Origin of the sequence: Halobacillus sp. A1-3 (assembly GCF_050971765.1) — a bacterium.
GTDB lineage: Bacteria > Bacillota > Bacilli > Bacillales > Halobacillaceae > Halobacillus > Halobacillus mangrovi_B.
Genome location: NZ_JBPCEO010000006.1, coordinates 43,482 through 67,131, shown reverse-complemented (window position 1 = coordinate 67,131; position 23,650 = coordinate 43,482). Strand labels below are relative to the sequence as shown.

The following is a 23,650-nucleotide window of genomic DNA, read 5'->3' as shown; positions in this document are numbered from 1 at the left end:
ATCAGTAAACCCTGTGAAACTTAATTGTTACATAAATGTAAACTCGTGACGAAATATGTTGTGATAAGCTTGAAAAGGATTACGAGGAAGATATAGGTATTACAAAAAATTTACAGGGGGAGTACTATTTTGATGAAGAGAGTTTTGTCGGTATTGGTCGCATTTGCCACGTTTTTTCTACTATTTGCACCTTCATCTTTTGCAGGTCAGAGGATTGGGGACCAAGTAGTAGACATTGCGTTTGACTACTCCGGTTCACCATATGTTTACGGAGGAGAGAGCCCTTCCGGGTTTGATTGCTCAGGTTTTACGCAGTATGTTTACGGTAAAGTCGGAATTGATTTGAATCGAACTTCAGGAGGACAATGGAGCAACGGAACCCAGGTCAGCCGTTCGAACTTACAAAAAGGAGATCTATTATTCTTCAACTATTACGATGGCGGACCCATTAGACACGTTGGTATATACATAGGAGATAACAAAATGATTTCTGCTGAAAACCCTGATGATGATATCACGGTTGCTTCTGTCTCATCTAGCCGTTACTGGGGCGAGCGCATGGTCGGTGCACGCCGCGTAATTGAAAAGGTAGAAGCTGAATCAACAGATCCAGAGCCGCTTCCAACTGGTGAATACCACGACGTTGCAAGCAGTCACTGGGCAGCAGATGAAATCGAATATATGAGTAAGCAAGGCATCATTAACGGGTACGACGGAGACTACTTCAAGCCTGACAACAAAGTATCCCGTGGTGAAGTTGCGAAAATGTTGAGTGTTGCACTAGATTTGGGTACATCTACAAGCGATCAGTTCTCTGATACAGATGGTCACTGGTCAGAGAAATACATTAACGCTGCAGCTAAAGTAGGCTACATCAACGGGTACAAAGACGGCACATACAAGCCTGAGCAAGACATTACTCGTCAAGAGATCGCTGTTCTTTTTGACCGCGCCTTCGGTCTAAGCGGATCTGGCGAAAACTTCACAGACGTTTCCAGCCAGCATTGGGCTTACGATTCTATTCAAGCTCTAGCTGCCAACGACATTACAACAGGGTACGACGATGGCTCCTTCAAGCCATGGGCTGAAACAAAACGTAGTGAATTTGCTGTATTCCTATACAGAGCGCTATATTAATGAAGGAAAAAATCCTCTCACTAGATTGTGAGAGGATTTTTTTGATCTTTTATTTATTTTTTCAACTTTTTAGACATCCCTATCCCAATAAATATAACAACGAACAATGCAATCCAGGTCCCTCCCCCTTTTTGTGAACACCCTTCTACATGCTTGTTACTCTCAATACAAATGAATAGCCAGAACGTTTCTTTACAGCCAAGCCATACTTAAGGACAACTTATAAAAAACATTTTTATCCTTCCGTTCGAATACGATAGGTACAAAGTAAACCTTGAAAAGAGGAATCGTATGATACAAGTATCAGGGAGACCTTTTCAATTACCTACCTCGTGGAATCTTGATGATACAGAAAAAATGATTTTTCAAAGCCTGGAAGACGCTCCTAGCCTCTATTCGTATCCTTCCAGTCGAGGACTTTATTTTGAAATTAAATTCCGAAAGAACATTATTGATAGTGCAAGAGAAATGAAAGCAAGTGAAGCCATCTTTTCTTCCTTTCTGCGTGCCCGGTGCAACCCTCAATACTGGGAGAAAACAAATGCAGGCGGGTTCCTGTTGAAACCCAATGTGAATCCCGCAGATGCTATTCTAGATATCTACCAAAATGGAGCCCTCTATGCTTTTGAATGTGCCACAGCTTGCGTAATTGTTCTCTATCATGCACTTATTAAAAGTATGGGAAAGACTTTTTTTAATAGCTATTTTCAGAATCTCTATCTATACAGCTGGCATACCGATGATGACCTTAAGATTCACACCTTTTATGGGGACCACTTTTTACCTGGTGACATTATTTATTTCAATAATCCCGATTTCAGCCCCACCACTCCATGGTTCAGAGGTGTCAATGCAGTAGTTTTAGGTAATGATCAGTTTTTCGGGCATGGATTCGCCATTAAAAATGCGGATGAATTTATTGAAACGTTAAATAGAAAGAGAAAACCTGACAGTGAAACGTCGGCTTATTTAACGAATTTAGTGACGCGGCCTGTGTTCAGCCAATTAGGAAACCAAGCCGGGCGCTTCACTCAACCGATCCGCCATCGAGTCATTCACCACAACAGAAATTCTTTGTGCCGTGCTCACTATCTTATCTATTTAAGACAGTACTTAAATCAGTAACAGAGAGAAGTGCGGAGTTCAGGCTGCTACCCATGACACCCACCCATTTTTCATGTTGACGGGCTCATCTTTGAGAGTAGGCGAGTACTATGTAGGGATGAATACACAATTACGAAAGGATGACATCACATGCATGCTAACCTAAATGCAATGCCTAATATGTATGCACCAGCTAATGTTGCTCCAAATGTTCCTCCTAATGTAGCCCCTATGGCTCACTACCCTATGATGCCTAGTTATTGTGCTCCGGCTCGTGGATACGATACTTTCATTTTAATCGTCGTGCTCTTTATTTTGCTGATCATCATCGGTGCGTGCGCTTTTCCGAAGTGCTAACGATGAAAAGTTCTAAAGAAGGCTTCTAAAAATAAAGCCTTTCTGCTAATAAACTCCCCATAAAACTAGAAAGCCCCGGAGACTCGTTTCTCCGGGACTTTCTGTTTATGATCTTAATTCTGGATTAATTGTCCTTGATAGAATCGTAGCAAATTCAGCACGTGTAATTGGCTGCTCTGGTCTGAATTCCGTACCGTTGTAACCGTTAATGATCCCTTCCTTCGCTAATGAATGGATCGCTTCTGAGTAATAACGATCCCGGTTCACGTCTTCAAAGAAGTGCTCATTTGATGTTGGAATATCAAACGCACGGTAAATAATTAACGCCACATCTCCTCGGCGCATCGATTCATCGGGGCGGAAGGTACCGTCTCTAAAGCCCTCAACAATTCCTTTGTCTGTCGCTGAATCAATAAAACCTGAACCATAATGGTACTGGTTCACATCGGAATAGTCCGTACTTCGCTTCGTACCATCTAAATCAAGCGAACGGCCGATAAGCGTAACAACTTCTTGTCTCGTAATCTTGTTTTGCGGACGGAAGGTATAATCAGGATACCCTTGAATCCACTCTTTACGAGTTAAATCGTTAACGTAGTTTAAAAACCAGTCTTCGTTCTCTACGTCTGTAAAGTAACTTACTGGGGACTGGACAAGTCCGTCACCATAAACATCGTCTCTCCCCGGTCTCCCTAAGTCATCCGCATTGTTCATAAGTACCGCTTCCAGTTCATCGAAAGAAAGCTCTGGATATAGCTGTTTGTATAAGGCAAGAGCTCCTGCTACATAAGGAGAAGCCATCGATGTTCCGCTTAAGTACGCATATTCACTATCATTTCTTTCTATATAAGTACTGTAAATCTGGGAGCCTGGAGCGACGAAGTCCAGGGATTTCCCTTGATAAGAGAATTTAGCTTTCTTTAAATCCTCGGTCACGGCTCCTACACTGATGACGTTGTCATAACGGCCGGGATACATGACATCCTCTGTGAGCTGTCCATCTCCTGTTTTATCATTTCCGGATGCAGCTACTACAAAAATTCCTTTGGCATGGGCCCGGTCAATCATTTTTTTCAATGCTGTGGAGGAGTAAGGCGATGTAAGACTCAAGTTAATGATGTCGACGTCTTTTTCAATTGCCCACTGGATTCCAGCGATGACGTCAGCTTCATTTCCTATTCCTTCGCTGTCTAGTGATTTAACGGCATACAGTTTCGCTGCTGGTGCGACACCGAGTGTTCCGTAGGAGTTATTTTGCGCATTTATGACTCCTGCTACGTGCGTACCATGGCCATTATCATCTTCATAGGAAGTTCCGTCTCCTACAAAATTAGCGCCGCCTGCCACGTCAAGATCCGGATGATCACGATTGATACCTGTGTCGATGACAGCGACCTTTGTGCCATTCCCGTTGATTTGCAGGTCTCTTGAGGCATTCGTATTTGTGGCATCAAACCCCCAGTTTCTGACCTGTCTTGTTGCTTTTACTTTTCGATCTTTTTCTACCCATTTGACCTTCGGATTTGCTCTAAGCTCTTCAAGCACATCTTTCTCTACTGAAACAGATATCGCATCGATTGGTTCATAGGTATGGATGAGTTGGTGTGATGAATCTTCCAAAATCGTGGTTTCGATCTCATTCTCAAAGCCGATGATCACCCGCTCCGACGTTTCCTCCGCGCTTGCGATCTGCGGGAAACCAATCAGTCCGATGAGAACAATGAGTAACAGATGTCCGATGTACTTTTTCAAATGACTTCATCTCCTATGGATAAATTAAAAAGCGGACAAATTGTCCGCTTTTCACATGTTAATACTTCCAATTATAGTAATCTATGACTCCTAAGTAAATAGCTTTTGCTGCTCGATCTCGATACCAGCTAGATCCAAGCTTAGAAGCATCGGAATCGTTTGTTAAAAATCCTAGTTCTATTAAGGCTGATGGAAGTGGTGTGGCATGAATGACACGGTAAGGAACGTCCTTCACTCCACGGTCATTTGAATTCATCGCTTCGACAACACGATTTTGGATAAAGTGTGCAAGCTTGTAGCTATCATAAGCTCTTCCGCTAAGAGCAGCAGAAGAATAAAATGTCTCTACTCCACTTACACTTTCATTCGGATAAGCATTGGAGTGGATACTAACAAACGTATCGGCACCGTGACCGACCGCATTGTCGACTCGTTCATCTAATTCTAAGAAACTATCATCGTCGCGAGTCATAACTACATTGATATTTGAATTACTTAAGTAATCTCGAACGCGTTTTGCAACGTCCAGGTTGACTTCTTTTTCTAGTAATCCATTCGCAGTAGCGCCTCCGTCATGACCACCATGACCGGCATCAATCGCAATTGTATATTTTCCATCGTTGGTTTGCTTGTCCATCACATAGGCGCCGTGAACGTAACCTGAGCCGCCATTATAAGCAAACTGCCACCAGTCACCGACTTTTTTATAAACTTTAATTACGGTTCCTTCAGTCAATTGACCAATTTTAGCGTAGCCTGTACTAGGACCTGAACGCACATTCAAAATTCCAGTCGAAACTACCTTTTCACCGATGACTTGAAGGTCGTCTCCATCGACTTTATACTCTGGGTTCATCCCGCGTGCGACAAGAAGTGCGAACTCTTCACGCGTAATGGACTTATAGGGTCTATACGTTCCATCTGGATAACCATTCGCAATTCCAGCGGTGGAGACCTGATCGATTGCAGTAGAAAGCGCTCCGCTATCCGGAACATCACTATATTGGTTTCCACTCGACTCATTTAAATTGAAAGCTTTTGAAATTAAGTATGCCATTTCTCCTCGATTGATTTCGTTACGAGGTTTGTATGTACCGTCCGGATAACCGGTGATGATGTTCTTCCCGTAAGCCGATTGAATGTATCCAGAAGCGTATGAGGAGGAGTGTACATCCGGGAAGCTCGTGCTCCTTTTCGTACCATTCAAATCTAAAGCGCGTCCAACCATTGTAGCGGCTTCCTGTCTATTTACAGAATTGTTTGGTCTGTAGGTTCCATCAGGATAACCGGTAATGACGCCTTGATCCATCAGATAATTGATTTCATCTGAAGACCTGCTCGGGATATCGCTTAACGAATCCGCATGAGCGACGTTCGTTGGAAGAAAAGATGCCAGCAATAAAATAAAAGCGGCAAACAACAAAGGCGTAATCTTCCTAATCATAATGTGATTCCATCTTCCTTTCTAAGTGTTCGTTATATTACTACAATCGACATTATATGAGGTTTCTTAAGTAAATAGTAGGTATAATTTCGACAATATAGTAAAAATAGGTAAAAAGATTGAAATATTTCAGCAACATTCATAATCTAAATGTAATATTTTTAGATAAATATACCAAAAGACTCTTGCAAAATGATTATCTTAGGTCCGTTACACTATGAGGTATAGGTTTGGCTGGAAAACGACTCGCTTTCCTGCGGGGGAACTGGCAAGATCCTCCCTCGCTTCGCTCCTTGCGAGGTCTCGCCTACCTCCTTCTCCAGCGTGAATCTCCCTGTTTTCCATCCAAACCTTCTATAATGTGGTTTAAGCTACCTATCCAATGTAGGAGAAGGTGGTCAGATTCTTATTTTTTGTAAATAAGTGTATTGTCAATTATGTTTTCAACCAATTCTCCTGTTAAGAGGTTTCCGTTATTTCAAACAATAGGAAGGAGGTTCTGTAAATGGTGAGACTCCTGTGGGAATAAAGTTCAAGGTGAGATCCCGGAAGGCGGAGCCTAAGGAAGCTCACCGAACTCCCACGGAAAGCGAATCATTTACAGAACCTCCAAGTTCTATCCATGGTAACGGAAACGTTTCAAAAGATAACTTGAAATTAAGTCTCCTAGAGTTTTACTAGATAATAGAATGAAATTCCAAACAAAAAAGCTGAGGCCGTGTGGGATACACGAACCTCAGCTTTTCACTGATTCATAGAATGACGCTTCGCTTCTTAATCTTCTTTGAAGCGATCGTCTTCAGCACGAGCTAAGAACATCGCGAACTCAGCACGCGTCGTATTGTTGTCCGGCTTGAACGTACCATCTGGATAGCCGATGGTGATCTTGTTCGCAGCCAACGTGTTAATATAATCTTGGGCCCAGTGGTAAAGCGGTACATCTTCGAAGCGTTTAGAAGTGCTGCCTTTCAAGTCGTAAGCTTCTACAACAATCTTGGCCATTTCTGAACGTTTCAGGTTCGCTTTCGGATCAAAGCTTCCGTCAGGTGAACCATTCATGATACCAGCTTCTGCAATCGCTGCGATCTCTTCGTACATGTAATCGCCCTCTTCGACATCTGTAAATCCAGGATCTTTCGGATTATCAGTATCTAAGTCGAACGCACGTACAATCATCGCTGCTGCATCAGCACGGATGATCTCATCATTTACACCGAAATCTCCGTTAGGGTAACCGTTGATGACACCAGCGACATTCAATTTCTCAATCGCTTCTTTACCCCAGAAACCATCGGAGACATCATCAAAGTCTTTTGGACCTTCATCCGATTTGTAGATGGTGATCATCTTCGTCGTTGTATTTCCGCCGAAGTCGGTAAGCTCAAATTCGAACGTGTTACGTCCATCTTCAAGCTGTACTTCATGTTCGATTGTTTCACTGATGGCTCTCATTTCGAACGGCTCTTTGAAGACGTGTTTGTACTCTTCACTGCCATTGACGAACAAACGAAGATCATCCCAGTTGTCTTTCATGGAAATCTCAAGTGTCGCAGTATCCTCTTTCGTTGTATGAGGACCTTCGATTTCTAATTCAGGACTTGTAGAATCAATCATGAACTTACGTTTGAACGAAATGTCATTGCCTTGATCGTCGACAGCGTAGAATTCGATTTCCTTAACTCCGTCTTTCTTGTAATTAAGAGTTTCGCTGAAGTTGTAAACATTCTCCTCTTCGTCCCATTTCAGCTTCGCTTCCTTGCCATCGATCGTCAGTTTTTCGACTTTTGAATCGTCTTGAACGAAACCAATGACTTGGACTTCTTTTTCATTCGTTACGGACAGGGCTTCTGGTGTTATTGCCGTAATAGCAGGAATCGTATCGTCACCTTCTGCTACAGCATCCGTTTTCGCATTGCCAGCATAGTCATGAGCGACAACTTTCACACCTTCCACTCCATCAAGCTTCTCAAATGTGTAAGAACCTTCGTCCGGACCAAGTGGTTCTTCAAGTACGCTTTCGCCGTTGACGACAATATCAAAGTGGGACAATCCTGTACCTTCGTCAAAAGCATCCCATGATACTTCGCCAGTTTCTTTATCATAAGAAACTTCTAAATCAGGCGCTTGTGTATCGACTTTTACAGGAATTTTCTTCGACTGCCATTCAGCGTCTTCGAAGTCGATCACTGACTTCACTTCATAGTAGTACTGTCCATCTTCAACGACTTCTCCATTCACTTTACCATCCCATGTCGCTTGAGGGTATGGATCACTCGCTGGAGCTGCACCGCCGTCGAAGTAATTCTTTTTGACTTCATCTTCTGTGCGTACAGTACGCAGTTCGTTTCCGTCTTCATCTAAGATGTTAAATTCTACTTCTTTCGCGTTTCTTAAGAATGATAGATTCGGTAAAATCTCATCCATAGACTCGTCTCCATTTGGAGAGAAACCGACATTCTCTTCGGAACCAGCAAGAGGATCATCTTCTCCCAATAATGGGGAAACACCTAGGATCTGACCATCCCAGGAAAGTAAAGCCGTTTCACCGTAAAAGATCTTGCTTGGATCTTCATAGATCGTTGCATCGACGTTACGTGCTTGATCCCACTCGCCGTGGAATCCAACATAAGGAACGTTCAGTTCTGGATTTGTATCGTTAGGATCTGTAAATGTTACGAATCCTTCTACAAAGTGTCCATTTTCAAACAATTCCTCTGGAGACAGACCTTCATACCCATCGACTACGTTCTCCAGATCAAGAGATACATTGACTTCAACCGTGGAGTTAGCTGGAACGACGACTTGGTAGTCCCCTTCCACGTCACTTCCATTCGGAGAAGTGATTTCGATTGGGAATTCTTTTGTTCCTTTTTTGTAGATTGGATTAGCTTCAGCAAAGTTAAAGGAACCGAAATCATAAACACCAACAAGGTCGGTTTGCACAGAACCTGTTACGTTGTAAACGGTGTTTTCGTCACTCACGTTTTCAAGTTCAAGGGTAAAGGACTCTTGGTCGCCCATTTCTTTCAGCGCAACTTTACCAATACCAGTCGCTTTATCTGTTGCCATGACTGGCGTCTTCATCGCTGCATGAAGATCCATTAACCCCGTACCCATGCGGCGAGGGGAATAATAGAGCCCATCTTCGTTATCTGTTCCTTTATCCACTTGAGGGACAGAAGTGTTCATTAAAATGTTTTTCGTCGTTTCTACACGCTGTGAACCGCTGTAATCAAACTCCTCGTCCACACGCTGCATAACGAGAGCTGATCCACCGGATACGTGAGGTGCAGCCATGGAAGTACCACTCATCATGCCATACTCGTCATCCTGAAGCGTTGACAGAATGTTTCCACCTGGCGCTGTAATTTCAGGCTTAAAGTTCAAGTTAGGTGTCACACCCCATGAGGTGAAGGAAGACATTTTTCCAGCTTCAGGGTTTTTCGTTTTCACTTCATTGCCTTCAAAAGCGATTTCAACCGTTTGATCATTTTGCAGTTTGTCTCTCAACATTTCTCCATTTACTTTTGAGATGGAAAGTTGAGGAATTGTGATGTCTGAGCTTGACGCCATACTGATGTATCCATCTACATTATTGAAGATGATGACGCCGATTGCTCCTCGCTCCTGAGCATTTAATGTCTTAGAAACGAAGGTGGACTGACCGCGTTGGATGAGGGCAATTTTCCCTTCAACATCCACGCCTTCAAAGTCATTGGCTTCTGGGTCTACATCTGAATCTCCAGGCGTTCTTCCTAGACCAGCGTAGACCACTTCCTGATATCCTTCGAGTGTATCAGGAGAAACACTGCTTGCAGACAGGAATGGAATTGGATCCATCGTCTCCCCGTCTACTTTCGGAGTGAAAGCACTAAGGTTCAAATATTCGTTCTCAAAAGCAGCCACTTGCAAGGATTCAGGTGTAATCCCTGGGGCACCTACAACTCCGTAATCAGGATCAGATGCATAGGTCGGGTAGAAACCGTCCCCTAACCTTGCAGAGTTACCCGCAGATATAGACATCATCACACCATTGTCTACCGCGTTCGCAATTGCACGTTGTTCAGGATCATCTTCGTTTACGAAGCCTGCTGTCGAACCTAAACTCATGTTAATCACGTCTGCTCCTAAAACAATCGCATCGTCAATGGCCTTAATGTAGATATCTCCGTAAGTAGACGGCATTTCAGGGTCATTACCGAATACTTTCATGCCCAGGATTTGAGCTTCTGGGGCAACCCCTTTGATGCCGCCGTTATCCTCATCCCCGTTCGCTCCGACAGTACCGGATACGTGCATGCCGTGTTCACTGGCATCTGGACCGAGGTCTAAAACTGTATGATTATCGTCTGCGTAGTTATACGCGTATGGTACTTTTTCCGTAAAATATTTTCCGTTTAGTCCATCATCGTTTATCCAGGAATCTACTTCTTCCTTGCTCAGTTCAGGGTCCGTCTCCTCACTTAGGACCATGTCTTTATGGTCTGGATCGATTCCTGTATCGATGACAGCTACGGTCATCCCTTCCCCTTTATAACCGTAGTCCTGCCACGTTTTTTGAGCATTAACGAGCTCTTTACTATAAAGCATTTCAGGGTCTTCTGTCGGACGTTCGTATTCATGTGTGATATGTACTTTCCCGACATTATCAAGTTTTTCAATCATTTTGATTGAACCGTACTTGACTGTACCGCTGAATCCGTTAAGGACTGTAGTAAAGCTTTCTTTAAAGTCCATCGCGATCGATTTTCGATTGATCGATTGCTTCACTTCGCTTTGGGCGTCTAACGCTGCTTTGCGTAATTTCTCCTTATTGGATTCGGATAGTTCACTATAGCTTTTCCCTAAGCTCTGTGCAGAATAAATAACAGGTTTATCTTTTAGTTCAACAATGACACGAACTTCTTCATCCTGCGCGTACGATTTTTCTTTAATATCCTTACTAAATTCACCTTTCGTTACTCTTTCTTTTTGCTGCCCTTCACGCACGTCCTGTGGACTAGTGCCTGTAGCTGCAAAAGCGGAGTTCGAAAAGGCTAGCAGGAACACAAAAAATACCACTAAACCTTTTTTCAAGTTCAAATGACATCCTCCTTAGTTTTTTTACATGAAAAACTATGAAACTATCACATTCGCCCCCTTCTCTGTTAATACATTCCAATTATATTCAAATTTTTCTATCTATTCAATTAATTCGACATTCTTTTCAGATAAAAAAGAAAAATATTCTTATACCCCCACAAATTAGGTATATTGGCAGATTTACTGAAAATTAACTATTATTCGACAAACTTTTCTGATACATTATTTAATAGATTTTAAAAAAGGGGGAAATAGACTCATAATGAAAAGATTTTTGTTTATTGGTGTCGTTCTTGCTTTCCTATTCTCTTTACTCACCCCTCAGGTGGCGAAAGCGGAAGCAACCGACGATATTACCGGACACTTTTTTGAAGAAGAAATGAGAGAACTCATTGAAACAGGCATTTTAAAGGGTTACGGAGACGATACATACTTACCAGAAAAACCCGTGAATCGAGCTGAGTTTACAGCCTTTTTAGTCAGGGCTTTGGAGCTGGAAATGAAAGCTGCTGCTGATTACTCTGTCGCTCAAGTCTCTGAATCTCCTTCCTTCTCCGATGTCTCACCTGAAGATTGGTTTTATCCTTCTGTCATCACTGCGAGCACCCAAAGCCTTGTCAATGGCTATCCAGATGGTTCATTCAAACCGAAAAATGAAATCACTCGAGAAGAAATGGCAGTCATGATCATGCGTGCTGCTGACTTAAAAGGCGTGGTCTCTGAAAAAGATCCCCTTCAATTTGAGGACAATGATGAGATTCTGGATATTTATCGTGAATCCGTTCAGCGCTTGATTAACCTTGGAATCCTGACTGGTAAAGTCGATTCAGAAGGCAATAAGTTTTTCGATCCTAAAGCGAGCACAACTCGTGGACAAACCTCAGGAGTGATCAGCCGATTGTTACATGTCATCCACCCACCTGTACCACTGAATTATGAAGTAGTTACGTTAACTACAGACGGTGAGCCTGATGTCACAGGAAAATACGAAACCTTTGAAGAAGCGAAAAGCCATGCTTCTGGCAACCAGGTTGTAATGAACGGCAATAATATCGTCTGGATCAAAGACGGAATGGCCGTTTCAAACAAATTCACAAATGTTTATCCAAGCGAATCATTGACCAACGCAGTTACTTACGTCACCTCTGGCGTTGAAATGAAATATCTTGCTGCGACTGAAACGTGGGTGAAGGTTCAAATTGCCGATACTATTGGTTATATCGACGCCGATACGGCGAATTTAACCCCCGCCCACATGGTTACGAAGCGTTCTTACTATGAAGCGCGTAGCGGGGACTTGTATCATCATATTTATAATCCAATCACGGATAGTGTTTCTAGCTACGTTTATGGAAAAGCTCCTTCCTTCCTAAGTGAAGATCAGAAATACTACAGCTGGAATGGAAACAAGTTCTATACGACAAGCGGCGATCAAGTTGGAGATGCTTACCAGTACTTCAACCGCATGCCGCTATACACAAAAACGCAGTACTCCGCGGAACAGCTTGATGCATTCATTCGTGCCAAACGTCCTGAAAGTCCACTTATCGGGTTAGGAGAAGCGTTTAAAAAAGCCGAAGACTTGCATGGGACAAATGCCATGTACCTCCTCTCCCACGCCATCATCGAAAGCCGCTGGGGAGAAAGTGATATCGCGAGAGACAAAAACAACCTCTTCGGTATCAATGCTGTAGATGCCAACCCTTATGAAAATGCGTACACGTACGACAGCTATGAGGATGGAATCCTGGAAGCTGCAGAACAGTTCATCGTACCTGGTTATTTTAACGATGAGGACTGGCGCTTTAATGGGGCTCACTTAGGAAACAAGAGCACGGGGATGAACGTCCGCTATGCATCTGATCCTTACTGGGGGCAGAAGATTTCAAGCCTTATGTACTTGATGGATCAATATTTGAGCAGTGAGTTTGATGTTACATCTGAGTATGGACAATATGGACTGGCTGTTTCTAAACAAAACGGAACGAACGTCCGCTCTTCTGCAAAAGTGGATAACAACGATATCTATCAATTGAAGAAAGCCGGCTCTACTGTCCAAATTTTGGATGAAGTATCCGCCAATGGTACCTGGCTCAAGATCGTACCGAAGAACATCAGTGATCGCAGCTATCAGGACGCCTATGTCTATAGTCACGGCGGAACTTATGGAAGCCTGTTCGAACACTTGAATATCGCACAGTAAAAAAGTAGCAATGGAATGATTAAGGGGGCAAAACCATATGGTTGCCCCCTTTTTTATGTTATATTTACTAGAGTAAGTACGCGCAATATTAAAGGAGCCACACCACACATGAAGCAAGTGAAAATCATGGGGGTCCCACTTTCACATATCGATCACAAAACGCTGGTAAAACAACTGGATGAACACGTAATGCTTGAAGAAAAATCCTTTGTCATTACCGTTAATCCTGAAATTGTGATGAGAGCGAACGAGGATACCGCCTATATGGACCATTTACATAAAGCCAATTATATTACTGCGGACGGTATCGGGATCATTCGTGCCTCCCAGCTTCTTAAAAACCCTCTTCCTGAACGGGTGACTGGCTACGACCTGATGATTGATCTATTAAGCATTTCGAATATCAAAGGGTATAAAATCTTCTTATTAGGTGCCCATAAAGACGTACTTAAGAGAGTTGAAACGAACCTGCAGCACTTTTATCCGGATATAAAAATTGTCGGGTCTCACGATGGATATTTTGATTGGAATAAGAGTGATGAGATCGTCGAACAGGTAAAACAAGCAGACCCTGATCTCACGTTTGTCGCCTTAGGTGCTCCGAAGCAGGAGCAATGGATTTCAGAAAACATCGACCATTTCAACAAAGGGGTTTTCCTTTGTGTTGGGGGAAGTTTCGATGTGATCGCAGGCGACGTGAAACGTGCGCCGGTCAGGTGGAGAAAGTATAATGTCGAGTGGCTGTACCGATTGATCAAGCAGCCAAAACGCTGGCGACGAATGCTCGCCCTACCCCGCTTTGCGATCAGAATTATTAAGAGAAAACTGAAGGGATCACCATGAGCCGTTCTACATTAATTAAAGGTACAATTGTATTATCAGGAGCAACCCTCCTTTCTAAATTCCTAGGAGCTATCTTTCGTATCCCTCTGCAAAACATTGCGGGAGACGAGGTTCTAGGAATTTTTAGTATGGTTTATCCTGTTTACATGGTCGCCCTCATCTTATCAGTCGCCGGAATTCCTCTTGCTATCTCTAAGCTGATTGCAGAAGCACGCAGTGAAAGCCGCTTAGACCAGATAAAAGAGATCTATGTAACCGCCAGTATTCTTGCCGTCTTATTTGGTGCCACCAGCTTTCTATTGATCTACACGTTTGCAGATCCAATCACGGCTCTACTTGGCGGAGAATCTACGAAACCCGCGTTGATTATCGTATCGACCACCCTGTTATTTGCTCCCTATATGGCCGTGTACCGGGGATTCTTCCAGGGGTTTGAAACAATGCAGCCGACAGCGATTTCCCAGGTAATCGAACAATTCGTCAGGGTGACGCTGATTCTAATCGCTGCCTATTATTTAGTTGTGCAAGGTTATTCCGATCGTGTGATCGCTGGAGGTACGATGATCGGTTCTTCCATTGGGGTTCTAGCTTCATTAGGTTATTTACTGCGGACGTTCAGAGCTTCCTCTTTTACTCCGCTTCCTTCTATATCCTATGACTTTTCTGTTTTTAGAAAAAGGAGTCAGCAAATCCTCCGGGTATCGATTCCAATTGCAGTTGGCGCAATCACGATGGCGTTAATGAATGTTGTCGATGCACTTACGATTCCTTATGGGTTGCGTACGGCAGGCATAGACCCGGCTGAAGTGAATTACTACTACGGACTTTATGGCCGTGGGCTTTCGCTAGTGCAGATTGCGACCATATTTGCTACATCACTTGTCCTCCCACTCGTCCCACTGATTACGAAGAAATTGACAGAAGGTGACCAACAGGGGGTACAGAAGGTTGTGGCACGGGCGTTTTCGCTAACCCATCTGCTTTCCTGGCCGGCAGCAATAGGCATTCTTGCCCTTACACTGCCATTGAATCTTGCGTTATTTACGAACCTTGAAGGAAGTGTTGTACTTGCGATTGTCGGGTTCAGTTCAGTCTTTACGGCGCTTGCCGTTTTAGGTACAGGGATTTTACAAGGAATGAATCGCTCAGGGCAGGCGGCTCTCTTAGTATTAGGAGCCATGGTTTTGAAGACAGTGACCAATATTGGTCTTATTCAGGCTTATGGATTGGCTGGAGCGGCAGCCGCTACGCTTGCGATCTATATCATTCTTCATTACTCGAATGTGCTGCTCATCAAAAGAACCGTTTCCACTACATCTGAAAATCAAGATCGCGCGAAAACGATTATTTCCTCGGTAATAATGGGAGGAATTGTCGCAATGCCGCTATTCTATCTACAAATAGAGACATGGACGAGAGTAGAGGCGTTCCTCTATGTGTGTGGAGCGGTGGTAATAGGAGCTGTCATCTACTTGGTTTCTTTGTGGTTGATGAACGTGTCTGAAGTGAAAAAGCTTCCGATTTTAAATAGATGGAGAAAGAGGTGAGTTCATTGCACGTTGTGATATCTGGTTATTTCGGTTTTCATAATACCGGTGATGAAGCCATTTTATTATCGATGATCAAAAGTCTTAGAAGAGTGGATCCTGATATTAGAATTACGGTTCTATCGAATGACCCTGTTCATACATCGGAAACCTATGAGGTTGAAGCGGCAGATCGGTGGAATTTGAAGCAGATCTATCTCCTGCTCTCTCAAGCGGATGGGTTGATCAGCGGCGGAGGCAGCCTGCTGCAGGACGCTACAGGGATCAAATCGATTATTTATTATACGGGTGTGATCAGGATTGCAAGGCTCTGGAAGAAACCAGTATTTGTTTATGCCCAGGGCATGGGACCAATTGATAGCTTCTTAGGAAAGAAACTTGTCAAAGGTGCCCTGAATAAAGGTGTACAGATTACGGTACGAGATGAAGAATCGAAGGAGTTACTGAAGAAATTTGGTGTTCGTAACCCTATAGAACTTGTGCCTGACCCCGTTATGACATTAGAGACGAATACGTTAATGAGTTTTTGGTTAGAAGAGAAAAAATTATCTAACATTATTACGGTTAGTGTAAGAGACTGGCCGACAACTATGAATTATAAAGAAAAAATAGCCTTAGCTCTTGATGCATTTGCCGAATCGGGGTACGATATTGTCTTCGTTCCGATGCATGGAGACCATGATGAAGAGACCTCCTATGAAATACTAGAACATATGGTCGAAAAAGCTCATATCGCCCCGCAATATGTCCCTATTGAAGAGAAAATCGCCATCATTAAGAAATCAGAACTGCTTGTTGGGATGAGGCTGCATTCGCTAATCTTTGCAACGATCGGACATGTCCCTTTTGTCGCGTTATCCTATGATCCGAAAATCGATTCTTTTGCTAGGATTTGTGATCAGCCTGTAGCGGGACACGTATCGGATGACGATTGGACGGCACAGGACCTTATCGATACGATGGAACGTGCACTCACTCAGACGTATGCTCCATCAGAAACTATGATACGGCTGCAAAAGGAAGCGGACGATACAGCCGCTATGGCGATCAATTATTTAAGCAGGTAAAGGATGATGAGAAAGGCGGACATCCCCAGTGTGGATGTCCGCTTTTTGTTTGTGTTTCTTTTTTTATGGGGACTGTAGCCCAAACTCTTTTTCAGCGAGCTCTGTTAAGTCATGCGGCTGTAGTTGTTCTTTTGTCTTCTCTCCGTGAACCCACTTCGTATAGGAGGTAGCCGTTAAGGTTTGGCTTCCTTCTTCTAAAAGCTTTACGGCAAGAGGACCTTTGTTAAAGGTAGAGTTCTCATGTGTTTCGATGATGTGCTGTATCTCATTCATCTCATCTTCTATGCGGGTTAACGGTTTAGAGTCAAAGGCATAACCGACCTTCATTTCCGGGTCTTTATCCTTCACTTTGATCTCTAATACATAATCCCCGTAAGCAGTCTCTCTTGGACTTACTTTATATTCGCCGTTACGAGAAGTTACAGTTTCTCCATTCATATGTACAGGCTTTAACGGCAGATTGCCTCCGAACCCAGTATCGACTAAGTAATCATCCGCCTGGTCATGAATGATGACTGCAACGTGAGTTCTTCCAATATTCGACCACTCTTTCTTTTCATGGTTGAATACCTCTCCCCTGACTAATGAGGCACGAAAGCCGTTCTCCAACAAAAAGTAATAAAGCAGCGGATTTAATTCATAACAAAGTCCGCCTTCTTTTTCCTCAAGGATTTTTTCACTTAGATTTTCTTTTGAGATCTGTTCACTTGTTCCTTTTATAATTCTAAAATTTTCAAATGGAATGGACCTGGCCATTTTTTCCAATAGCTTATCAAGGTTAGCAATCGTAAGCTGTTCACTTTTCGACAGTCCGATTCTATTTCTGAATGCTTCATTAAAACTCATATTCATCTAGCCTTTCTTCATAGGGTTTAAGCTTGATGAGGATGACATACCCTGTGTTCTGATGGAAACAGATCTGCACGGCAGTTTCCTATTCTATCTCCAGACAATCATTCAGTGTCTAGGGACCTATAAACTTTAGTAAACTCTTTTAAGTTGTCCCCAGGTGTTTGTAAACGATAATAAAAGGCTACTAATTAGTACATAAAGGAGTGATTGGATGGAAGTCATTGCTGTAATTTTGATGACGATTGGATTTATCGCCGCTCCAGTCATCGGTTTTTTCTATCCCAGCTGGAGAAGTATGAATGGAAGAGAATTAACAGAAGGCCAGCTTTATGCAGTAAGAGCATTAGGCATTGGGATTTTACTTGCCCTTTTTGTCGTCGGTCAACTCATTCTCTAACTCTACGACGAACCATTTACGGTGTACAAACCCATACGTCTCCATTCGTCAATTCCGCATACACCTCAAAATCACAACCACTTATGACCTTATCAATATCCTTCTCTACCATCTCTCCATTGATTGTTTCCACACGAATCGTTTCATTACGTAATTCTGCTATTTTTCCGTAATTCTCTACATAATACCCGCGCTCACTTTTCCAATTGTTCATCGCACTATTTTTCTGATTATTATTTAATTCTGAGTTTAATAGGGAGAGTACTCCAACAATCCCGCCTGCTAACACTAACCCCCACGAGGCATAACGGAGAGCGTCTAGTTTGTTTTTTTGCAGCTTTAGTGCTCCCTTAGAAATAGAAATGGATAATCCAATCCCTGCTAGCAAGATAACTATAGATAAGATGATCCACCCCCACTGAATTTCCCTCGTTCCGTAATCTACTAGTATCTCCTTCACCAAATCCCCCCCTCTAAAATCTCCCTTATCAAAAGCTTATGTATTCAAATAAGCCATTCTTCCTGTTATCGTACCACTTTTTTCAAATGAGAAGTAGGATAATAAACCCTATTCTGCTTTTCAATCGATAAAAACAACCTGCAAAAACAACGTCCCTCTCCAGTGGAGAGGGACGCTGTTTTTAAACTATATATCAATTTTTCGTCCTATCCTTTACCCGTTCCAACACATTCACATCAATTTTCTTCATCTGCAGCATTTCATTCATCACATCTTCAGCTATGGCAGGATCTTCATGGCTTAACCATTCATCCAGTTGTTGGGGTATGATTTGCCAGGACACTCCGAATTTATCTTTTAACCACCCACATTGCTGAGCGGCTTCGTCTCCACCCTGGGACAGCCTGTCCCAAAAATAATCCACTTCTTCCTGATTAGCGCAATTGACGATAAAGGAGATGGCTTCATTGAACGTAAAATGCGGGCCACCATTTAACGCTACAAACTTTTGACCTTCCAATTTGAAGTCTACAGTCATAACAGTCCCTTCTGCCATCCCATGGACCTCTTGGCCAGCGTTCTTATAGTGGGTCACTTTCAAAATTTCGGAATCCTCAAATATAGAGGTGTAAAACTGTACCGCTTCTTCCGCCTCGGTATCAAACCATAAATGTGGAGTGATCTTTTGGATAGTCCCCATGTTTTCTCCTCCTTGAAAATTTTTAATCTTGCGTCCCTCTAAATAGAATCCTACCCATTTAAACACAACTTTCTATTATTGATAACTAATTCCTGCTTGTGACACCGAGATAGAAGACCCAATTATATAATGACAACTTTTTCACTATTAATTTAGTTGAATGTCAACTGCTTATTTCACCTGGATATGCTTTTTAAAAGTTGTATCGTTCTATCCTCTATCCCGTATTAGTAACATTGCCCAGGCTTTGGTCATATTTTGTTTGAGAAAGTGTTGTTCTGGATTTATAAGGACAGCGAATAAAAACGCTTCGTTCCTGTCCAAAATACATTATTTGATGATGGAGGTTTTTAAAGATGAACGAGTTTCAAAATGAACTTCAGAACTTAGAAGTAGGCGAATTTAACGCGCAAAGTTTGGTACCTAGTAATCAAGCTAACGCTTATGCAAATAACTCACGGCTATGTGTAGGATTAGGTTTCGGTTTTGGCTGTTTTGGGTGTTTTACATGCTTCGGATGTGCCGGATGCGGCGGCTGTGGTGGATGTGCTCGTTGCGCTGGCTGTGGTGGTTGTGCGCGCTGCGCTGGTTGTGCACGCTGTGGAGGGTGTGGCGGCCGCTGTGGTGGATGTGGACGCTGCGGCGGACGCTAAGCCATTCATCATTCCTGAACTTTCTATAAATAAATCATTTTCACTTTCCCCTGTTGATATATCGGCAGGGGTTCTTCTTTTATGTCGAGACATATGAGACAAAGTGGGTTACATAGTATCGTAGTGGGAAGATAGCACAGTCGGTAAGGGGGAGTGTCATGTCGAATGTTAGACCATCAATGCGTTTAAAGGTGAAAAAAGGTACTTTCTTTATGCCTGAACCAAATGGAAGTGTTTATTTCAGGAACAATTCAGGTTCATTTCGTATGGAAGGAAGTACTGTTCATCAATGGGTTGAAAAACTGATTCCCATGCTCAACGGGGAGCATTCCTTAGCAAGTCTGACAGATGGATTACCCGCACTTTACCGGGATCGCGTTTATGAAATTACGGAGTCCCTCTATACGAACGGGTTCCTCCGGGACGTGAGCAAGGATCGTCCTCATGAGTTAAAAGAGCATGTGATGGAGAAGTTTGCTTCGCAAATCGAGTATTTAGAGAGTTTCGGTGATTCTGCTGCCTACAGATTCCAACACTATCGCCAGCAGCGGATACTAGCAATTGGGGAAGGGAGTATGCTCATAGGTCTGGTTTCTTCCTTGCTTCAATCAGGGATGGCCCGCTTTCATACGTTAATTACAGATTCTGAGCAAACCAGTCTAGCGAGACTTGAAGAATTGGAGGAATCTGCACGTAAAACAGATCCTGATGTATCGATTGAAGTATTAGTGAAAAATAGTCAAGGCTCTATATTATGGGAGAAACAAGTCGAACCTTTTGATGCCGTGATTTATGTGTCTGAAGAAGGGAACGTGGAAGAACTCCAAAGAATCGCTAAAGCTTGCAAGAGAAAGGGCGTATTGTTTGCCCCAGTTATATGCTTGGATGGTATCGGATGCACGGGTCCTTTTGTGAGCCCTGATGCGGATAATAGTTGGGATTCCGCATGGCGAAGCCTTCCACAAAGCTTACTTAACGAAGCGCAAACTGAAAACTTTTCAACTGGATCTTCCATGCTAGCCAATGTCCTCGTTTTTGAGTTGTTCAAAAGAGTCACAGGGGTAAAAGAAGCCCACCATAACGATCACATGTTTCTCCTGAACATGGAAACGTTAGAAGGAAGATGGCATTCCTTTAAGCCTCACCCACTAATAACTAAAAACATCTCAATCGAGCGTGTAGATCACATCCTTGATGAAACGAAAAGCACACCAGAACAAAAAGATCCTAATGAGCTCTTTTATTATTTCAGTGAACTGGCCGCAAGCCCGCTCGGAATTTTCCAAAAGTGGGAGGAAGGCGACCTTACCCAGCTGCCACTTGCTCAATGTGAAATCCAGGTGGCTGATGTCCATTCAGAAGGACCAGCAGACCCGCACCCGCGCCTCACCATTGCAGGCATGACTCACCAAGAAGTAAGGCGGGAAGCTGCCCTGATCGGCATTGAACAATACGTGATGCCTTTAAAGAAAGAAATCTTAGAATCAATAGAGCATGAGACGTCTTCTCCCCTCCATCTGGGAGCTGGGGATACGTTAATGGAAGCGACTAGCCGAGCATTGAAAAAAGCGATTCAATATGAATGGAAAAATCACACTCAGCCGGAGACTGAACACATCACAAAAATTATAGTTAAGGAGATTGAGGAGGATCACTGCCGTTATTATTGGCAGGCGTTATCATCAATGAATAATGTTCCACAGTTGGGCATAGGAAAAGACGGCTACGGATTTCCTGTCATGTGGTTTAAAACGGACGGCAATCAGTGGCGAGGATGTGTCGGACTTTCGGAAACACTGGCTTTGCGTGAAGCCTTATTATTAGCTCTAATGGAAGCACAAAGTGATACGGCTGCCCTTTTTAATCACCTCCCTCCTTCATCAAATATCTCATTTGAAAAGGAAGCCTCTCAAACCCTGGATGTTCCTTTATGCGATTCTGAAAGCCGATTTGAAGTCATTCATGCTGCGAAGAGGCGTCTTGAAGATCATCATAAAAAGCTCTTCCCTGTAAAAGTACTAATGGATACCTTTGAGAAAGACAGCAAGATCCATATTTGCGGCGTATGGTTAGGAGAGGAGGAAGAACTTTGAGTTCTTTTATTACAGTAGTCGGAAAAGGATTGTTACTCAAACATGTGGTGAAGGAACTTTCTCCTCACTTTAATCTGACCTGCCTTTCAGATTTAGATGAGTCCATTCCAGAAGGAACAGAATTGCTTCTTGTTCTAGATGATGATTGGAATCCTCTGGTCCACCAAAAAGCTGAACAGACGGCACGGGAGCATAGAATCCCCTGGATGAGAGGGTTTGTCACATTTGGAGAAGGGATGATCGGTCCATTGATTCTCCCTGAAGACGTCGGATGCTCTCAATGTGCGGATAAGAGAACAATCATGGCAGCGACCGATCGTCAGGATTTATGGAGGATTCACCACTGTCTGACTGAAAGGCAAGAGCCGATCGGGGATGAATGGGTTTCTCAAACTGGAATAATCCAAATGGCTTCTCTAATAGGAAACGAAGTTCACCAGGTCATGAAAAGCAAGCCTTCTTCTTTGAAAGATCACATCACCCTTATGAACATGAGATCGCTAGAGACTTCCCGTCACTATATATTGCCAGACTCCTTATGTTCTGTATGTGGGGATTTCCCTGAGGATTCCGCTTCTGCTGCAGAGATCTCATTACAGCCAAGTGTGAAAATCAATGAAAATAATTACCGATGCCGATCGATCAAAGAGCTGAGTGCGTTCCTTTCACCCGATTATCTCGATCCGCGTACTGGAATGTTAAACAGCAAAATGATTGATTTTGAAACTCCGTTTGCTGATGTTGTTGTCAACCTTCCTTTAATGAACGGAGATGAAGGTTCAGCAGGCCGGACGAATTCCTACGCTGTCAGTGAACTTACCGCTATTTTAGAAGGGTTAGAACGATCCTGTGGTGTTGCTCCTAGAGGAAAAAGACCCGTTGTTCATGACTGCTATAACAACCTTAAGTCTGCACTTAACCCGCGGGATGTAGGCGTCCATACGAAAGAGCAATATGCTAAAAAGAATTTTCCTTTCACCCCTTTTGATCCAGATAAAAAAATGGATTGGGTGTGGGGTTATTCTTTGATTAAAGAATCTCCTGTATTGGTTCCGCAACTGCTGGCGTATTACAGCATGGGGTGTGGAGGGGGAATGTTTTTTGAAACCTCTAATGGATGCGCCATAGGAGGTAGTCTTGAGGAAGCGATTTTCCACGGGATGATGGAAGTGATGGAACGTGATTCATTTCTCATGACCTGGTATGCACAACTCCCTCTCCCTCGTATTGATCCTTACTCTTTTCACGACAAAGAATTGACCTTGATGATTGACCGAATGCGTGAGGTAGCTGGTTATGATCTTTATCTATACAATGCCACGATGGAACACGGCATCCCCTGTATCCTGACCATTACGAAAAAGCGCGAATCGGATTCTGATGGTCTGAACCTCATCTGTGCGGCTGGGGCTCACCTGGATCCTGTAAAAGCTGTGAAAAGCGCAATATTTGAAAGTGTTGGAATGATCGAGCCTTTGAACAAAGAATTTAAGAAAAACAAAGAGAATTATTTAAAAATGCTCCATAACTCCTCACTCGTTAAAAAAATGGATGATCACGGAATGGTTTACGGACTTCCTGAAGCTGAAAAGCGTCTTAACTTTTTGTTAAAACAAGATCAGCCTATCCAAACCTTTGATGAAGCTTTTCATTTGAAGCAGAATCATATGGATATTACAGAGGATGTAAAGGATCTCCTAGAAATTTTTCGCCGATTAGAGCTTGACGTTATAGTCGTGGACCAGACAACTTCAGAAATTAAGCGGAACGGTCTCCATTGTGTAAAAGTGCTGATTCCAGGAATGCTTCCAATGACATTCGGCCATCATTTGACTCGCGTGACAGGCTTAGAAAGAGTACTGAAAGTTCCTAAGCAACTTGGGTTTATAGACCGTGAATTAACGATAGAGGAACTTAATCCTTATCCTCATCCTTTTCCTTGATATGGATTGGAGGTAT

General features: G+C 43.1%; 17 protein-coding genes. 11 read left to right on the top strand and 6 right to left on the bottom strand.

Annotation, left to right across the window (positions count from 1 at the left end; genetic code table 11):
• Window positions 1-132 precede the first annotated feature (132 nt).
• The 3 genes from ACRYKC_RS11820 (at window position 133) to ACRYKC_RS11810 (ending at window position 2,598) form a co-directional block, all read left to right on the top strand.
• Window positions 133-1,137, top strand: coding sequence for a C40 family peptidase (locus ACRYKC_RS11820; RefSeq protein ID WP_433806934.1), 1,005 nt, complete (start codon window positions 133-135; stop codon window positions 1,135-1,137).
• 291 nt (window positions 1,138-1,428) lie between these two features.
• Window positions 1,429-2,262 carry a protein-glutamine gamma-glutamyltransferase gene (locus ACRYKC_RS11815; RefSeq protein ID WP_433806933.1) on the top strand — a complete coding sequence of 278 codons (834 nt, stop codon included), beginning with the start codon at window positions 1,429-1,431 and terminating at the stop codon, window positions 2,260-2,262.
• A 129-nt stretch (window positions 2,263-2,391) separates the two neighbouring features.
• Complete coding sequence (locus tag ACRYKC_RS11810; protein WP_433806932.1) at window positions 2,392-2,598, top strand: YjcZ family sporulation protein; 207 nt, start codon at window positions 2,392-2,394, stop codon at window positions 2,596-2,598.
• Between the two features lie 105 nt (window positions 2,599-2,703).
• Here the strand turns inward: ACRYKC_RS11810 and ACRYKC_RS11805 are convergent, their stop codons facing one another.
• The 3 genes from ACRYKC_RS11805 to ACRYKC_RS11795 form a co-directional block, all read right to left on the bottom strand.
• Window positions 2,704-4,350 (bottom strand): S8 family peptidase, encoded by a 1,647-nt coding sequence (locus tag ACRYKC_RS11805; protein WP_433806931.1) that lies wholly within the window; start codon window positions 4,348-4,350, stop codon window positions 2,704-2,706.
• A 58-nt stretch (window positions 4,351-4,408) separates the two neighbouring features.
• Entirely contained in the window at window positions 4,409-5,794 is a 1,386-nt protein-coding gene (locus ACRYKC_RS11800; protein WP_433806930.1) for an N-acetylmuramoyl-L-alanine amidase, read from the bottom strand.
• A 774-nt stretch (window positions 5,795-6,568) separates the two neighbouring features.
• Window positions 6,569-10,876 (bottom strand): S8 family serine peptidase, encoded by a 4,308-nt coding sequence (locus tag ACRYKC_RS11795; RefSeq protein ID WP_433806929.1) that lies wholly within the window; start codon window positions 10,874-10,876, stop codon window positions 6,569-6,571.
• Window positions 10,877-11,138: 262 nt separating this feature from the next.
• Between ACRYKC_RS11795 and ACRYKC_RS11790 the strand changes: the two genes are divergently transcribed.
• From ACRYKC_RS11790 to csaB, 4 genes are all read left to right on the top strand, one after another.
• Window positions 11,139-13,079 carry an S-layer homology domain-containing protein gene (locus ACRYKC_RS11790; protein WP_433806928.1) on the top strand — a complete coding sequence of 647 codons (1,941 nt, stop codon included), beginning with the start codon at window positions 11,139-11,141 and terminating at the stop codon, window positions 13,077-13,079.
• Between the two features lie 108 nt (window positions 13,080-13,187).
• Window positions 13,188-13,922 (top strand): WecB/TagA/CpsF family glycosyltransferase, encoded by a 735-nt coding sequence (locus ACRYKC_RS11785; protein WP_433806927.1) that lies wholly within the window; start codon window positions 13,188-13,190, stop codon window positions 13,920-13,922.
• Window positions 13,919-15,469, top strand: coding sequence for a putative polysaccharide biosynthesis protein (locus tag ACRYKC_RS11780; protein WP_433806926.1), 1,551 nt, complete (start codon window positions 13,919-13,921; stop codon window positions 15,467-15,469). The genes ACRYKC_RS11785 and ACRYKC_RS11780 overlap by 4 nt, the downstream gene beginning before the upstream one ends.
• Window positions 15,466-16,536, top strand: coding sequence for a polysaccharide pyruvyl transferase CsaB (gene csaB, locus ACRYKC_RS11775; RefSeq protein ID WP_433806925.1), 1,071 nt, complete (start codon window positions 15,466-15,468; stop codon window positions 16,534-16,536). Before ACRYKC_RS11780 ends, csaB begins: the two co-directional genes overlap by 4 nt.
• A 63-nt stretch (window positions 16,537-16,599) precedes the next feature.
• Here the strand turns inward: csaB and ACRYKC_RS11770 are convergent, their stop codons facing one another.
• Window positions 16,600-17,382, bottom strand: coding sequence for an arylamine N-acetyltransferase family protein (locus ACRYKC_RS11770; RefSeq protein ID WP_433806924.1), 783 nt, complete (start codon window positions 17,380-17,382; stop codon window positions 16,600-16,602).
• Between the two features lie 217 nt (window positions 17,383-17,599).
• On the opposite strand from ACRYKC_RS11770, the gene ACRYKC_RS11765 reads away from it, so the two are divergent.
• Window positions 17,600-17,785, top strand: coding sequence for a hypothetical protein (locus ACRYKC_RS11765; protein WP_433806923.1), 186 nt, complete (start codon window positions 17,600-17,602; stop codon window positions 17,783-17,785).
• A gap of 16 nt (window positions 17,786-17,801) precedes the next feature.
• Here the strand turns inward: ACRYKC_RS11765 and ACRYKC_RS11760 are convergent, their stop codons facing one another.
• Both ACRYKC_RS11760 and ACRYKC_RS11755 read right to left on the bottom strand, forming a co-directional pair.
• Window positions 17,802-18,245 (bottom strand): hypothetical protein, encoded by a 444-nt coding sequence (locus ACRYKC_RS11760; RefSeq protein ID WP_433806922.1) that lies wholly within the window; start codon window positions 18,243-18,245, stop codon window positions 17,802-17,804.
• 193 nt (window positions 18,246-18,438) lie between these two features.
• The gene (locus ACRYKC_RS11755) at window positions 18,439-18,945 is read right to left on the bottom strand and encodes a VOC family protein (protein WP_433806921.1); all 507 of its coding nucleotides are present in this window, start codon (window positions 18,943-18,945) and stop codon (window positions 18,439-18,441) included.
• Between the two features lie 356 nt (window positions 18,946-19,301).
• Here ACRYKC_RS11755 and ACRYKC_RS11750 point away from each other — a divergent pair, with 356 nt between their 5' ends.
• The 3 genes from ACRYKC_RS11750 (at window position 19,302) to ACRYKC_RS11740 (ending at window position 23,634) form a co-directional block, all read left to right on the top strand.
• A complete protein-coding gene (locus ACRYKC_RS11750) occupies window positions 19,302-19,598 on the top strand; it encodes a hypothetical protein (protein ID WP_433806920.1) in 297 nt (98 codons plus the stop codon).
• A 158-nt stretch (window positions 19,599-19,756) separates the two neighbouring features.
• Window positions 19,757-21,691 (top strand): putative thiazole-containing bacteriocin maturation protein, encoded by a 1,935-nt coding sequence (locus ACRYKC_RS11745; RefSeq protein ID WP_433806919.1) that lies wholly within the window; start codon window positions 19,757-19,759, stop codon window positions 21,689-21,691.
• The gene (locus tag ACRYKC_RS11740) at window positions 21,688-23,634 is read left to right on the top strand and encodes a TOMM precursor leader peptide-binding protein (RefSeq protein ID WP_433806918.1); all 1,947 of its coding nucleotides are present in this window, start codon (window positions 21,688-21,690) and stop codon (window positions 23,632-23,634) included. The genes ACRYKC_RS11745 and ACRYKC_RS11740 overlap by 4 nt, the downstream gene beginning before the upstream one ends.
• Window positions 23,635-23,650: the final 16 nt, after the last annotated feature.

Excerpts from the sequence above, each read along its gene's own strand:
- ACRYKC_RS11820 (WP_433806934.1), top strand. The coding sequence starts at position 133 with ATGAAGAGAGTTTTGTCGGTATTGGTCGCATTTGCCACGTTTTTTCTA.
- ACRYKC_RS11815 (WP_433806933.1), top strand. The coding sequence starts at position 1,429 with ATGATACAAGTATCAGGGAGACCTTTTCAATTACCTACCTCGTGGAAT.
- ACRYKC_RS11810 (WP_433806932.1), top strand. The coding sequence starts at position 2,392 with ATGCATGCTAACCTAAATGCAATGCCTAATATGTATGCACCAGCTAAT.
- ACRYKC_RS11800 (WP_433806930.1), bottom strand. The coding sequence starts at position 5,794 with ATGATTAGGAAGATTACGCCTTTGTTGTTTGCCGCTTTTATTTTATTG.
- ACRYKC_RS11790 (WP_433806928.1), top strand. The coding sequence starts at position 11,139 with ATGAAAAGATTTTTGTTTATTGGTGTCGTTCTTGCTTTCCTATTCTCT.
- ACRYKC_RS11785 (WP_433806927.1), top strand. The coding sequence starts at position 13,188 with ATGAAGCAAGTGAAAATCATGGGGGTCCCACTTTCACATATCGATCAC.
- ACRYKC_RS11780 (WP_433806926.1), top strand. The coding sequence starts at position 13,919 with ATGAGCCGTTCTACATTAATTAAAGGTACAATTGTATTATCAGGAGCA.
- ACRYKC_RS11770 (WP_433806924.1), bottom strand. The coding sequence starts at position 17,382 with ATGAGTTTTAATGAAGCATTCAGAAATAGAATCGGACTGTCGAAAAGT.
- ACRYKC_RS11765 (WP_433806923.1), top strand. The coding sequence starts at position 17,600 with ATGGAAGTCATTGCTGTAATTTTGATGACGATTGGATTTATCGCCGCT.
- ACRYKC_RS11755 (WP_433806921.1), bottom strand. The coding sequence starts at position 18,945 with ATGGGGACTATCCAAAAGATCACTCCACATTTATGGTTTGATACCGAG.
- ACRYKC_RS11750 (WP_433806920.1), top strand. The coding sequence starts at position 19,302 with ATGAACGAGTTTCAAAATGAACTTCAGAACTTAGAAGTAGGCGAATTT.
- ACRYKC_RS11745 (WP_433806919.1), top strand. The coding sequence starts at position 19,757 with ATGTCGAATGTTAGACCATCAATGCGTTTAAAGGTGAAAAAAGGTACT.